The organism is Streptomyces coeruleofuscus, from assembly GCF_039532725.1.
Classification (GTDB): domain Bacteria; phylum Actinomycetota; class Actinomycetes; order Streptomycetales; family Streptomycetaceae; genus Streptomyces; species Streptomyces coeruleofuscus.
In genome coordinates this window covers 97,743-111,030 of the sequence record NZ_BAAASE010000011.1, presented here as the reverse complement: position 1 = coordinate 111,030, position 13,288 = coordinate 97,743, and the positions used below count along the sequence as shown (strand labels likewise).

The 13,288-nt window shown below is 69.9% G+C and carries 14 protein-coding genes and 1 riboswitch; of the genes, 10 read left to right on the top strand and 4 right to left on the bottom strand.

Annotation, left to right across the window (positions count from 1 at the left end):
• Positions 1–8: 8 nt before the first annotated feature.
• The 4 genes from pyrH (at position 9) to ABFX81_RS34110 (ending at position 3,234) form a co-directional block, all read left to right on the top strand.
• Positions 9–767, top strand: a complete 759-nt coding sequence (pyrH, locus tag ABFX81_RS34125) for a UMP kinase (protein ID WP_010044452.1) — start codon at positions 9–11, stop codon at positions 765–767.
• A 167-nt stretch (positions 768–934) separates the two neighbouring features.
• Positions 935–1,492, top strand: coding sequence for a ribosome recycling factor (frr, locus tag ABFX81_RS34120; RefSeq protein WP_059422066.1), 558 nt, complete (start codon positions 935–937; stop codon positions 1,490–1,492).
• The gene (locus ABFX81_RS34115; protein WP_086843172.1) at positions 1,492–2,643 is read left to right on the top strand and encodes a phosphatidate cytidylyltransferase; all 1,152 of its coding nucleotides are present in this window, start codon (positions 1,492–1,494) and stop codon (positions 2,641–2,643) included. Before frr ends, ABFX81_RS34115 begins: the two co-directional genes overlap by 1 nt.
• Positions 2,644–2,775: 132 nt before the next feature.
• A complete protein-coding gene (locus tag ABFX81_RS34110) occupies positions 2,776–3,234 on the top strand; it encodes an SRPBCC family protein (protein ID WP_086843219.1) in 459 nt (152 codons plus the stop codon).
• 29 nt (positions 3,235–3,263) lie between these two features.
• Here ABFX81_RS34110 and ABFX81_RS34105 read toward each other — a convergent pair whose 3' ends face one another.
• The gene (locus ABFX81_RS34105; RefSeq protein WP_086843170.1) at positions 3,264–4,040 is read right to left on the bottom strand and encodes a methyltransferase domain-containing protein; all 777 of its coding nucleotides are present in this window, start codon (positions 4,038–4,040) and stop codon (positions 3,264–3,266) included.
• A gap of 196 nt (positions 4,041–4,236) precedes the next feature.
• Here ABFX81_RS34105 and ABFX81_RS34100 point away from each other — a divergent pair, with 196 nt between their 5' ends.
• The 6 genes from ABFX81_RS34100 to ABFX81_RS34075 all read left to right on the top strand — a co-directional run bounded on the left by ABFX81_RS34100 (position 4,237) and on the right by ABFX81_RS34075 (position 10,694).
• Positions 4,237–4,590 (top strand): DUF1330 domain-containing protein, encoded by a 354-nt coding sequence (locus ABFX81_RS34100; protein ID WP_086843169.1) that lies wholly within the window; start codon positions 4,237–4,239, stop codon positions 4,588–4,590.
• Positions 4,591–4,772: 182 nt separating this feature from the next.
• The gene (gene rlmN / locus ABFX81_RS34095) at positions 4,773–5,879 is read left to right on the top strand and encodes a dual-specificity RNA methyltransferase RlmN (RefSeq protein WP_086843166.1); all 1,107 of its coding nucleotides are present in this window, start codon (positions 4,773–4,775) and stop codon (positions 5,877–5,879) included.
• Positions 5,880–5,919: 40 nt separating this feature from the next.
• A riboswitch (TPP riboswitch) is annotated at positions 5,920–6,026 on the top strand.
• Between the two features lie 124 nt (positions 6,027–6,150).
• On the top strand, positions 6,151–7,188 hold the full coding sequence (locus ABFX81_RS34090) for a thiamine ABC transporter substrate-binding protein (protein ID WP_346139183.1): 1,038 nt from the start codon (positions 6,151–6,153) through the stop codon (positions 7,186–7,188).
• A complete protein-coding gene (locus tag ABFX81_RS34085; RefSeq protein ID WP_086843161.1) occupies positions 7,164–8,852 on the top strand; it encodes an ABC transporter permease subunit in 1,689 nt (562 codons plus the stop codon). Before ABFX81_RS34090 ends, ABFX81_RS34085 begins: the two co-directional genes overlap by 25 nt.
• Positions 8,852–9,871: an ATP-binding cassette domain-containing protein gene (locus ABFX81_RS34080; protein ID WP_086843159.1), complete on the top strand. Its 1,020-nt coding sequence runs from the start codon at positions 8,852–8,854 to the stop codon at positions 9,869–9,871. Before ABFX81_RS34085 ends, ABFX81_RS34080 begins: the two co-directional genes overlap by 1 nt.
• A 25-nt stretch (positions 9,872–9,896) precedes the next feature.
• Complete coding sequence (locus tag ABFX81_RS34075; RefSeq protein ID WP_086843157.1) at positions 9,897–10,694, top strand: maleylpyruvate isomerase N-terminal domain-containing protein; 798 nt, start codon at positions 9,897–9,899, stop codon at positions 10,692–10,694.
• 69 nt (positions 10,695–10,763) lie between these two features.
• Here the strand turns inward: ABFX81_RS34075 and ABFX81_RS34070 are convergent, their stop codons facing one another.
• The 3 genes from ABFX81_RS34070 to ABFX81_RS34060 all read right to left on the bottom strand — a co-directional run bounded on the left by ABFX81_RS34070 (position 10,764) and on the right by ABFX81_RS34060 (position 13,194).
• Positions 10,764–11,492, bottom strand: coding sequence for an LAETG motif-containing sortase-dependent surface protein (locus tag ABFX81_RS34070; protein ID WP_346139155.1), 729 nt, complete (start codon positions 11,490–11,492; stop codon positions 10,764–10,766).
• 147 nt (positions 11,493–11,639) lie between these two features.
• Complete coding sequence (locus ABFX81_RS34065; RefSeq protein WP_086843155.1) at positions 11,640–12,761, bottom strand: SLOG cluster 4 domain-containing protein; 1,122 nt, start codon at positions 12,759–12,761, stop codon at positions 11,640–11,642.
• A 25-nt stretch (positions 12,762–12,786) separates the two neighbouring features.
• Positions 12,787–13,194, bottom strand: coding sequence for a VOC family protein (locus ABFX81_RS34060; RefSeq protein ID WP_086843153.1), 408 nt, complete (start codon positions 13,192–13,194; stop codon positions 12,787–12,789).
• Between the last annotated feature and the right edge of the window lie 94 nt (positions 13,195–13,288).

The following is a 13,288-nucleotide window of genomic DNA, read 5'->3' as shown; positions in this document are numbered from 1 at the left end:
GATCCCCCATGACCACCAAGGCCCAGAAGAGCGACGACGGCAAAGTACGCGGCCGGTTTCTGCTGAAGCTGTCCGGAGAGGCCTTCTCCGGCGGTGGCGGCCTGGGCGTCGACCCCGACGTGGTGCACAAGATCGCCCGCGAGATCGCGGCCGTCGTGCGCGACGGTGCGCAGATCGCGGTCGTCATCGGCGGCGGCAACTTCTTCCGCGGTGCCGAGCTCCAGCAGCGCGGCATGGACCGGGCCCGCTCCGACTACATGGGCATGCTCGGCACCGTCATGAACTGCCTGGCCCTCCAGGACTTCCTGGAGAAGGTGGGGGTGGACTGCCGCGTGCAGACCGCCATCACCATGGGCCAGGTGGCCGAGCCGTACATCCCGCTGCGCGCCGTACGGCACCTGGAGAAGGGCCGTGTGGTCATCTTCGGTGCCGGTATGGGCATGCCGTACTTCTCCACCGACACCACCGCCGCCCAGCGCGCCCTGGAGATCGACGCCGAGGCGCTGCTGATGGGCAAGAACGGCGTGGACGGGGTCTACGACTCCGACCCGAAGACCAACCCGGACGCCGTGAAGTTCGACCACCTCGGCTACGGCGAGGTCATCACCCGCGATCTGAAGGTCGCCGACGCCACGGCCGTGACGCTGTGCCGCGACAACAAGCTCCCGATCGTGGTCTTCGAGTTGCTGGCTGAGGGCAACATCGGGCGCGCCGTCAAGGGTGAGAAGATCGGCACGCTGGTGGGGGACCCCGGCAGCCGGGACTGAAGTCCCCGAGAACAACCCCGTCCGGGGGACGGACGGGACGGAGCCGGGCCGGGGGATGGACAATGTCCTGCCGGTCGGGAACCGTGCAGGAAGAAGACGCGACGCAGCCGGCCGCCGCCCCACATGGAACCGCAGCCGGGCCTACTCAAGACACGCAGGAGCAAGTGGTGATCGAAGAGACCCTCCTCGAGGCCGAGGAGAAGATGGAGAAGGCCGTCGTGGTCGCCAAGGAGGACTTCGCCGCGATCCGCACCGGCCGTGCGCACCCGGCGATGTTCAACAAGATCGTGGCCGACTACTACGGCGCGCCGACCCCGATCAACCAGCTGGCCTCGTTCTCGGTGCCCGAGCCGCGCATGGCCGTGGTGACCCCGTTCGACAAGAGCGCGCTGCGCAACATCGAGCAGGCGATCCGCGACTCCGACCTCGGCGTCAACCCGAGCAACGACGGCAACATCATCCGGGTGGTGTTCCCCGAGCTGACCGAGGAGCGCCGCCGCGAGTACATCAAGGTCGCCAAGAGCAAGGGTGAGGACGCCAAGGTCTCCATCCGCTCCGTGCGCCGCAAGGCCAAGGACGCCATCGACAAGCTGATCAAGGACGGCGAGATCGGCGAGGACGAGGGCCGCCGTGCGGAGAAGGAGCTCGACGACACCACCCACAAGTACGTGGCGCAGGTGGACGAGCTCCTGAAGCACAAGGAAGCGGAGCTGCTCGAGGTCTGATGAACGACTCTTCCTGGGGGGCGCCGCCGCAGGCCGGGTACTGGGGGCCCACCGACCAAGGGCATGGCCAGGGGCACGCCCACAGCCCTGGCCACGCCCCCAGCCCTGGCCATGGGTACGCCCAGGGGGCCGCTCCGGCGGGTCCCGCATACGATGCGCATGATGGACGCGCGCCTCAGACTCGCGCCATGCCCATCGTGCCCGACGTAGCCGCGTACGGCGGAGACCAGGATGACGACCGGGGGGCTGCTCGGCTGAGCGGCTCCCCGGTCCGGAACGAGACGAATCCGGAGCCCATGCCCGACGCCGCAGAGCCGGCACCCAAGCCGCAGAAGAAGAGCGCGGGTCGCGACCTGAGTGCCGCGATAGGGGTCGGGGTCGGGCTGGGCGCCGTGATCGTCGCGTCGCTGTTCGTCGTCAAGGCCGTGTTCGTCGGCGTGGTCGCGGTCGCCGTCGTGGTGGGCCTCTGGGAGCTGACCAAGCGGCTGGACGAACGCAAGGGCATCCGGGCGCCCCTCGTGCCGCTCGCGCTCGGCGGTGCCGCGATGGTCGTCGCCGGGTACGTCCGGGGCGCCGAGGGTGCCTGGGTCGCCATGGCGCTCACGGCACTGGCCGTGCTGGTGTGGCGCATGACGGAGCCGCCCGAGAACTACCTCAGGGACGTCACGGCGGGCGTCTTCGCCGTGTTCTACGTGCCGTTCCTGGCGACCTTCGTCGCGATGATGCTGACGGCGGACGACGGGCCGCAGCGGGTGCTGACGTTCCTGCTGCTCACGGTCGTCAGCGACACCGGTGCCTACGCGGTCGGCTGGCGTTTCGGCCGTCACAAGCTCGCCCCGCGCATCAGTCCCGGAAAGACCCGCGAGGGTCTGCTCGGCGCGGTCGCCTTCGCCATGGTGGTGGGCGCGCTGTGCCTGGAGTTCCTCATCGACGGCGGTGCCTGGTGGCAGGGACTGCTGCTCGGCCTCGCGGTCGCGGTCAGCGCCACGCTCGGCGACCTCGGCGAGTCCATGATCAAGCGGGACCTCGGCATCAAGGACATGGGCACGCTGCTGCCGGGTCATGGCGGCATCATGGACCGGCTGGACTCGCTGTTGCCCACGGCTCCTGTGGTGTGGCTGTTGCTCGTGCTCTTCGTCGGGTCCGGCTGAGGCGACACGGCTCTACGGTTCGTATGGCGAGCCCCCGTCCGATGACCGGCGGGGGCTCGCTGCCGTTGTGCGGAGGTGCCTGCGGCGTCACCAAGTGGGACGATTCAGGTGTACGCCGCAAAGGGGGACATCATGTCCAGCATTCGACAGACCATCGATGTCGACCGGCGTCCCGAGGACGTCTACGACTACGTCACGGACGCCCAGCGGCTGCCGGAGTGGCAGCTGAGCGCCGTGTCCGCGGAACGCCTCGACGAGGGGCCCGTCGGCGTCGGCTCCCGGATGCGGGTCACCCGGCACATCGGCCGCCGGGTCATGCCGATGACCATGGAGGTCACGGAGTACGACCCGCCGCACAGCTGGGGCATGCGGGGTGTCGACGGACCCGTCCGGGCACGGGTGCACGGCGAGGTCGAGCCGTTCGACGAGGGGCGGCGCTCCCACGTGACGATCGAGGTCGACTTCGAGGGTCACGGCGTCGGCAAGGTCCTCGTCCCGCTCGTCGTACGCCCCCAGGTCCGCAAGGAACTGCCGCGCAACGAGCAGATCCTCAAGGACCGGCTGGAGCACACGGGAGAGGAGGGCCTCTGAAGAAGTACGGCCGACTTGTGAGGCGACACCTACTCACCGGCGCGGGCCACGAGCAGCGGCTGGAAGAAGCGCGTCTCCTGCGGCATCCGCCACTCGGCGTCGACGAACCCGGCCTCGGCTGCGAGGCCGGCCAGCCGGTTCTGGCCGAGTGCCCAGTAAGTGGTACGGCGGACCTGGACACGCCATTCGCCGCCTGCCGGGAGGAGTTGGAAGTGCTCCAGGTCGTAGTGCTCGCCGTCGTCGTGCCAGTGCCAGAGCTGAAAGGTGACGGTCCGTTCTTCGCCCTCGGCGCGGTCGACGTTCCTGTGGACTTGAGGAGGCGTCGAAGCCGGGCGGTCGCGCAGCAGGTCGTCGTAGGGGCGCGTGCTGACCAGCAGCAGCCCCTGGGGACGCAGCACGCGGCGCATCTCTGCCAGGGCGGCGTACACATCCTGCTCAGTCAGCAGGTGAGGCAGCGAGTTGTCGGCGCAGACGACCGTGTCGAACCGGTCATCAGGAAAGGGGAGGCGTCGCATGTCGGCAGCGGCCGTGCGCAGGCTCAGCCCCCGGCGGGCGGCCTCACGCGCAGCGCGGGCGGCGGCGCGGGGGCTGAGGTCGGTCCCGGTGACCCGGTGCCCGCGCAGCGCCAGACCGATGGCCTGCGTACCGATGCCGCAGGAACAGTCCAGGACCGCCGCCCGATCTTGACCGATCAGGGCGTCCAGGGCGCCCCCCTGCCGACGGATGCTCGCGTCCCAGTCTGAATAGATCAGGTGGTAGTCGTCAGCAAGGTCGTCGTAGAAGTGCGCCACCGATGTCTCGGGCATGGCCCGAGATTAACTGTGCCGTCGGGCTTTGGAGAGAGGGGCGGCAGGTAGGCCGGCTGTTTCGGGCGGCGCCTCGAAGGAGCGACCAAGTCGGACCTGAGCGGTCCGTCCGGCGCTTACCTCGAAGGTAATCGCGGCGTGCGCAGCGCGCGGCTACGTTCAAGCCGTCGTACCGGAGCGAACGAAGGAAGCGGACGTGCCCGCATATGGCTTTGCCCACCTACGTGATCGCCGTCACCACCCTGACGTCCTTGAGTACTTGGAACGCATCCAAGACACCCTCGACCCATTTGACGGCCGCTTCCTCATCCACGGCCCGCCGACTGAGGTGGTGGAGGGGAGCTGGCCAGGCAGCATGGTGCTGATTGAGTTCCCCGGCCTGGCGGAGGCCCGCGCCTGGTACGCGTCCCCCGCGTACCAGGAGATCCTGCGACTGCGGACCGACCACATCGACGGGGACGTCGTGCTGGTCGAGGGCGTTGGTTCCGGGTACGACCCGCGTGAGCGTGCGGTGAAACTCAGGGCAGAGACGACCGGGGAACGGGCCTAGTGGCTCGGCCCGGAACGCTGGACGGCCTTCGGCGAGGGTTCACATGCTCGGAGTGTGACGGGCAGGAACGAGGCACCTCGGTGATCAACTGAGAGGTCTGTCGTGCAAGTACCACAGGCGTCGCAGTCGTAGCGGGCGACAGTCTCAGGTCACCCAAGTCGATCTGCGACACTGGTACGGCCATGCCTAAGCCCGGAGAACTCACTTTCGTCGCCCCCCGCGGAGCCAAGAAGCCGCCGCGGCATCTCGCCGACCTCACTCCTGCCGAGCGCAAGGAGGCCGTGGTCGCTGTCGGGGAGAAGCCGTTTCGTGCCAAGCAGCTCTCGCAGCACTACTTCGCGCGGTACGCGCACGATCCGGAGCAGTGGACCGATATCCCGGCCGGCTCCCGTGGCCGGCTCCAGGAGGCGTTGCTCCCCGAGTTGATGACCGTCGTGCGGCACCTGTCGACCGACCAGGGCACCACGCGCAAGACGCTGTGGCGGCTGTTCGACGGGACGCTCGTCGAGTCCGTGCTGATGCGCTACCCGGACCGGGTGACCATGTGCATCAGCTCGCAGGCCGGGTGCGGGATGAACTGCCCGTTCTGTGCGACCGGGCAGGCGGGGCTCGACCGGAATCTGTCCACCGCCGAGATCGTGCACCAGATCGTGGACGGTATGCGGGCGCTCAGGGACGGTGAGGTGCCGGGCGGGCCGGCGCGGCTCAGCAACATCGTGTTCATGGGCATGGGTGAGCCGCTCGCCAACTACAACCGGGTCCTCGGCTCCATCCGGCGGCTCACCGACCCCGAGCCCGACGGGCTGGGGCTGTCGCAGCGCGGGATCACCGTCTCGACGGTCGGTCTCGTCCCGGCCATCCACCGGTTCTCCGACGAGGGCCTCAAGTGCCGCCTCGCGATCTCGCTGCACGCCCCCGACGACGAGCTGCGCGACACCCTCGTGCCCGTGAACACGCGGTGGAAGGTCCGGGAGGTGCTGGACGCAGGCTTCGAGTACAGCGCCAAGTCCGGACGCCGGCTGTCCATCGAGTACGCGCTGATCCGGGACATCAACGATCAGGCCTGGCGCGGTGACCGGCTCGGGCGGATGCTCAAGGGCAGGCCCGTGCACGTGAACCTGATCCCGCTCAACCCGACGCCCGGGTCGAAGTGGACGGCTTCCCGGCCGGAGGACGAGAAGGCGTTCGTGGAGGCCATCGCCGCGCACGGTGTGCCGGTGACGATCCGGGACACCCGTGGTCAGGAGATCGACGGGGCGTGTGGTCAGCTCGCGGCGACCGAACGGTAGTCTGACCGGCGTAAGCACAACCGTATTTTCCGACACCTTCATATTCCGACAGGGGAGCGCCACAGCGCTGAGAGTGCGGCACACGGCCGCAGACCCTCCGAACCTGGCCCAGGTCATTCTGGGTAGGGAGATCGGTCATCACTCGAGCTGTTGCGCCCTGCCCGGGAATCCCAGGGATCCCGGGCAGGGCCGCGTCTTCTCCTGGTCCTCCAGGAGGAATCCAGTGAGCAACAACATCAAGCGGCTGACGGCGGTGGCCGTCGGGCTCGGCATGGCCGGCACGCTCGCCGCGTGCGGGTCGTCCGACGGCGGCCAGGGGTCCGGCGACTCCAAGACCGTGACCCTCGTCAGCCACAACTCGTGGGCCGCCTCGAAGGGCGTCATCGCGGCGTTCGAGAAGCAGTCCGGCTACAAGGTGAACGTCCTCGAGGACGGCGACGCCGGGCAGGCCGTGAACAAGGCCATCCTGACCAAGGACAACCCGCAGGGCGACGTCTTCTTCGGCGTCGACAACACGCTGCTGTCCCGCGCACTCGACAATGGCCTGTTCCAGCCGTACGAGGCGAAGGGCTCGGACCGGATCGCGCCGGAGTACCGGGCCGACCAGGACAAGCACCGGGTCACGCCCGTGGACACCGGCGACATCTGCGTCAACTACGACAAGAAGTACTTCGCCGACCACAAGCTCGACCCGCCGCGGAGCTTCGACGACCTGGTCAAGCCCCAGTACAAGAACCTCCTGGTCACCGAGAACGCCTCCACCTCCTCGCCCGGCCTCGGCTTCCTGCTGGGCACCGCCGCCAAGTACGGCGACGGGGGCTGGGAGGGGTACTGGAAGAAGCTCAAGGCCAACGGCGTGAAGGTCGTCGACGGCTGGGAGCAGGCCTACAACGAGGAGTTCTCCGGCTCGGCCGGCGGGAAGAAGGCCAAGGGGGACCGGCCGCTCGTCGTGTCGTACGCCTCCTCGCCGCCCGTCGAGGTCGTCTACACCGACCCGAAGCCCAGCACCGCGCCGACCGGGGTCGCGCAGGGCACCTGCTTCCGGCAGGTCGAGTACGCCGGGCTGCTGAGCAACGCCAAGAACACCAAGGGCGGCAAGGCGTTCCTCGACTTCCTGATCAGCGAGCGGTTCCAGGAGGACATGCCGCTCAACATGTACGTGTACCCGGTGCGTGAGGGCGCCCAGGTGCCGCCGGAGTTCGTGAAGTACGGGCCGCAGGCGAAGGACCCGGAGACCATGGACCCGGCGAAGATCGCCGACCGCCGTGACCAGTGGGTCAAGTCGTGGACCTCGCTCGTACTGAAGTAACGGGACCAACCGAAGCAGCCGTCGGCAGGGACCGGCGCGGGAGCGCGGCGCGGCTCGGGCTCCTCGCCCTGCCCGTCGCGTTCTTCGCGGTCTTCTTCGCCTACCCCGTCGCCGCGATCGTCGCGCGCGGTCTGGAGGTCGACGGCGTCTGGCAGTTCGGGCGGATCGGGGAGGTGCTGGCGCAGTCCGACGTCCGGCACGTCCTGTGGTTCACCACCTGGCAGGCGGTCGTCTCGACGGTGCTCACGCTGCTGGTCGCGCTGCCCGGCGCGTACGTCTTCGCGCGCTTCGACTTCCGCGGCAAGCAGGTCCTGCGGGCGGCGGTGACCGTGCCGTTCGTGCTGCCGACGGTCGTCGTCGGTACGGCCTTCCTGGCGCTGGTCGGGCGGGGCGGGCTGCTCGACGAGCTGTGGGGCGTGCGGCTGGACACCACCGTGTGGGCGATCCTGCTCGCGCACGTCTTCTTCAACTACGCGGTCGTCGTACGGACCGTCGGCGGGCTCTGGGCGCAGCTCGACCCGCGGCAGGAGGAGGCCGCCCGGATGCTCGGCGCGTCGCCGCTGCGGGCCTGGCGGCAGGTCACGCTGCCGGCGCTCGGTCCCGCCGTGGCCGCCGCCGCGCTCATGGTCTTCCTGTTCACCTTCACCTCCTTCGGTGTCGTCCAGATCCTCGGCGGGCCCACCTTCTCGACCCTGGAGGTGGAGATCTACCGGCAGACGTCGGAGATCTTCGACCTGTCCACGGCGGCCGTGCTGACGTTGATCCAGTTCGTCGCGGTGGGCGCGATCCTCGCCCTGCACGCCTGGACCGTACGACGGCGGGAGACCGCGCTGCGGCTGGTGGACCCGTCCGTGACCGCGCGCCGACCGCGCGGCACCGGGCAGTGGGCGCTGCTGGGCGGGGTGCTCGTCACCGCCGTCGTGCTGCTCCTGCTGCCGCTCGCGGTGCTGGTGGAGCGGTCCCTTGACGCGCCCGGCTTCGGCTACTACCGGGCCTTGACCAGGGACGACGGTGGGGTGTTCCTGGTCGCGCCGATCGAGGCGATCGGCAATTCCCTGTCGTACGCCGTCGCCGCCACCCTCATCGCCGTGGTGATCGGGGGGCTCGCATCCGTCGCGCTCACCCGCCGGGACGCCGGGCGGTTCGTGCGCGGCTTCGACGCGCTGCTGATGCTGCCGCTCGGGGTGTCCGCGGTGACCGTGGGCTTCGGGTTCCTGATCGCCCTGGACGAGCCGCCGCTGGATCTGAGGTCCTCGTGGATCCTGGTGCCGCTCGCGCAGGCACTGGTCGGTGTGCCGTTCGTCGTGCGGACGATGCTGCCCGTCCTGCGGGCGGTGGACGTGCGGCTGCGGGAGGCGGCCTCGGTGCTGGGGGCCTCGCCCTGGCGGGTGTGGCGTGAGGTGGACCTGCCGATGGTGCGGCGGGCGCTGCTGATCGCGGCCGGGTTCGCCTTCGCGGTGTCGCTCGGGGAGTTCGGGGCGACGGTGTTCATCGCGCGGCCCGACAACCCGACGCTGCCGGTGGCCGTGGCGCGGCTGCTGGGGCGGCCCGGGGAGCTCAACTACGGTCAGGCGATGGCCCTTTCAACGATTCTGATGGTGGTGTGCGCCGTGGCCCTGCTGGTGCTGGAGAGGCTTCGCACCGACCGGAGCGGGGAGTTCTGATGCTGCTGGCCCTGGAAGGCGCGACGGTCCGTTTCGGCGGGCGTGCCGTGCTGGACGCCGTCGATCTGGAGGTCGCCGAGCACGAGGTCGTGTGCGTGCTCGGACCCAGCGGCAGCGGCAAGTCGACGCTGCTGCGGGCGGTGGCGGGGCTGCAACCGCTCGACTCCGGGCGGGTGTCGCTCGACGGACGCGACCAGGCGGGCGTGCCCGCGCACCGGCGCGGGGTCGGGCTGATGTTCCAGGACCACCAGCTGTTCCCGCAGCGGGACGTGGGGGGCAACGTCGCCTTCGGACTGCGCATGCACGGGGCGTCGAAGCGGCAACAGGCTGAGCGCGTACAGGAGTTGCTGGACCTGGTCGGCCTGCCGGGCGCGTCCCGCCGGGCCGTCGCGGCGCTGTCCGGCGGGGAGCAGCAGCGGGTGGCGCTGGCCCGTGCTCTGGCGCCGAGCCCCCGGCTGCTGATGCTGGACGAGCCGCTGGGGCAGCTCGACCGGTCGCTCAGGGAGCGGCTGGTCGTCGAACTGAAGGAACTCTTCGGCCGTTTGGGCACGACGGTGCTCGCCGTGACGCACGACCAGGGGGAGGCCTTCGCGCTGGCCGACCGGGTCGTGGTGATGCGGGACGGGCGGATCGCCCAGTCCGGTACGCCTCTTGAGGTGTGGCAGCGGCCGGCCGACGCGTTCGTGGCCCGCTTCCTCGGCTTCGAGAACGTCGTCGAGGCGACGGTCGGGGCGGAGGCCGCGGACACGCCGTGGGGCAAGGTGCCGGTGCCGGAGGACGCCCCGCAGGGCACGCGGACCCTGCTCGTGCGGCCCGCCGGTGTGCGCCTGGTGCCCGCCGGCGCGGGCCTGCGCTGCACGGTGACCGCGCGCACCTTCAAGGGCACCCATGTCGCCGTCCACCTCCAGCCGGAGGACGGCCCGCGCCTGGAGGCGGCGTGCGCGCTGCGGGCGGCACCGGAGACCGGGGACGAGGTCGGGGCGGAGTTCGACGCTGCCGAAATCGTGGTGCTGGGCTGATCGGCTGCCGCCTAGGGTGCGGGGCATGACGTTACTCGCACACGAACGCTACTGCGACGAAATCGCCCACCAGGTCGGCCTGTTGAGGTCCGTGGTCACGTCCGGCGCCGATCTGTCCGGCACGGTGCCGACCTGTCCGGACTGGTCGCTGGAGGACCTGGTCCGGCACACGGGCGGCGCCCTGCGCTGGGTGGAGTTCATCGTGCGGACCCGGGCCGAGGAGGAGGTGCCCGAGGAGCGGGTGCCTGGCCTCGCCGGACCCGGAACCCGGGGTGACGCCGCCGTACTGGACGCATGGCTGACGGAGAGCGGCGAGCAGGTCGTCGCGGCGCTGCGGGAGGCCGGGCCGGACACGAAGGTGTGGAGCTGGGCGGGGATCCTCAACTCCGGGTTCTGGGCCCGCCGGATGACACACGAGATCACCGTGCACCGCGCGGACGCCACGCTCGCCGCCGGACTGCCCTACGAGGTCGCGCCCGACGTCGCCGCCGACGCGATCGACGAATGGCTCCAGATCGTCGAGTTCGTCCAGCGGACGGCACCGCACGACGCGGCGCGGGAACTGCGCGGCCCGGGCCGCAGCATCCACCTGCACGCCACCGACACAGGGCCGGGCCTGAACGCCGAGTGGCTCATCGAGCTCACCGAGGACGGTGTCGCCTGGCGCCGCGGCCACGAGAAGGCCACCGTCGCCCTGCGCGGTCCGCTCACCCCCGTCCTGCTCGCCTTCTACCGCCGGCTGCCGCTGGACGCCCCGGAGTTGGAGGTGCTGGGGGAGCGGGAACTGCTGGAGTTCTGGCTGGAGCGGGCGACCTTCGGTTAGGGCCGGGAACAGGCGATGGCCCGCCCCCGCGAAGGGTACGGGCCACCACCGGGCGCTGATGCGCGGGCGTCAGCTGTCGCTGTTGCTCGCCCCGCGACGGCGCATGCCGAAGAACACAGCGCCGCCACCGACGACGACCAGGGCCGCCGCGATGCCGGCGATGATGCCGGTGTTGGAGTCGGCACCGGTCTCGGCGAGGTTGGAGTCACCGGCCGCCGGCGCGGGCGCGTTGCCCGCCGGCGTGGTGCTCTCGCTCTCCGACGGCGCCGGAGCCGGGGTGTCGGCCGGGGTGTCGGTCTCCTCGGCAGGCTTCGACGGGGAGGCCGACGGGGTCGGCGTGGCCGGCTCGGTAGCCGGCGGCTTCTCCTCTTCCTTCTTGCAGGCCGTGGCCGGGGTGACGAGGTTCGGCTTGATGTCCTCGTCGACGTACGGAGTGGCCTTGACGTGGATGCGGTACTCCGCGTTCGGCTTCCAGTCCTCGGCGAAGGTGATGGTGGTGCCCTCGCGCGAGCCCTTGACCACCTGCTCGCCGACCTTCTTGACGTCGGCGCCGTTGTTCTCGAGGTACACGGTGACGGTCGCCGGGATGCCGGCGGGGTCCACGTCGGTGACGGTGATGACGCCCTTGCCGCCATCGCACTTCGCCTCGGCCGAGAACTCGTTGATGTTGCAGGCGAGCGCGTTGCCGGCGGTGCCGAGCGCGAGCGCGGCCGATGCGGAGGCGACACCGAGGATCCGCAGGGAACGTGCGACGGTACGACGCGATGCCGTACGGCGTGATACGGACAGAACTGCCACGTTTGTCCTTTACAGGATGCGCAAATGCGGGGGGTGGAGGCAGTGTTGACTGGACATCAGCACTACCGGGAGGCTCACAGGTCTATAAGCGCCGCATAAGTAGTGTCAACGCATATGCAGGTTGCAAGCACTTGCTTTGCCAGCTTATTAACCGCCGAGACGTTTCAACGCCTCCGGCGCCTCCTCGATCCGCTCCACCAGCGCGATCCGCGCCTCCATCGAACGGCCGCCGGCCAGCGACCGGAGCAGCGGCCACGTCGGCAGCTTCTCGGTCCAGTGCACCCGGTTCACGAGCACCATGGGCGTCGGCTCGCCCCGCGACTCGTAGTAGTTGGGCGTCGCGTTGTCGAAGATCTCCTGTACGGTGCCGGCGGCCCCCGGCAGGAACACCACACCTGCGTTCGACCGGGCCAGCAGACCGTCCTCGCGGGTGGCGTTGGCGAAGTACTTGGCGATGTGCGACGCGAAGGCGTTCGGCGGCTCGTGGCCGTAGAACCACGTCGGGATGCCGACGGAACGCCCGCCCTGCGGCCAGCGCGTGCGTATCTCGAAGGCGGCCGTCGCCCACTGCGTGATCGACGGCGTGAAGCGCGGTGCCTTGGCGAGCAGTTCGAGCGACTCGGTGAGCATCTCCTCGCCGAACGGGGCGGCGTACGCGCCGAGGTTCGCCGCCTCCATCGCGCCCGGGCCGCCGCCCGTGGCGACCGTGAAACCGGCGCGGGCCAGCTCCCGGCCCAGCCGTGCCGCCCCCGCGTACTCCTCCGTGCCGCGGGCCATCGCGTGGCCGCCCATCACGCCCACGACCCGGGCGCCGGACAGGAGTTCGTCGAGTGCGTCCGAGACCGAGTCGTCGTGGACCGCGCGCAGCATGGAGGCGTAGATGTCCCGGTCCGCCTTCGTGCGCTGGAACCAGGCGTACGCCCGGGCGTCGGGTGTGGCCTCGTAGCCGTCCGGCAGCGACTCGAAGAGCTCGTCCGGCGAGTAGACGTGGCCGCGGTACGGGTCGAAGGGCAGGTCGGGGACCGGCGGGAAGACCAGGGCGCCGTCCGCGCGGACCTTCGCGGCGGCCTCCTCGCGCATCGCGCAGCCGAGGAAGACGGCGCCCGCCGTGTCCGTGGTGAGCAGTTCGCGCGTACGGTCCGTCAGGTCGACGGCCTGGACGCGGTGACCGGCGAGCGTGCCGCGCGCGGAGACGGTCGCGTCGAACTCCTCGAGTGTCTCGATCTCACGGTCGTCGTGGTGGGCCGCATGGGCGGGCATCGTCTGCACCCGCCCATGCTGGCACAGCCACGTCTCAGCCCTCGACTGCCGACGGGTCCATCCACACGACCTCGAAGGTGTGGCCGTCCGGGTCGTCGAAGGCGCGGCCGTACATGAACCCGTGGTCCTGGGTCTCGCCGGAGACGGAACCGCCCGCCGCGACCGCCTTCTCGACCAGCTCGTCGACCTTCTCGCGGCTCTCGGAGCTCAGCGCGATCAGCACCTCGCTGGTCTTCTTCGCGTCCGCGATCTCCTTCTTGGTGAACTGGGCGTACTTCTCCTTGGTGTGCACCATGACCACGATGGTCTCGCTGATCACGACCGAGGCGGTGCTGTCGTCGCTGAACTGCTCGTTGATCGAGTAGCCGAGCTCCGTGAAGAACTTCTTCGAGGCGTCGAGGTCGCTGACACACAGGTTCACGAAGATCATCTGCTGGTACATGCGGGGTCTCTCCCATCAAGTCCGTGTCGTTACGTGGGGATAGACCGGGGGCCTGTGCGGAACTCATCGCCGCACGGAGATTTTTTCCGTACGA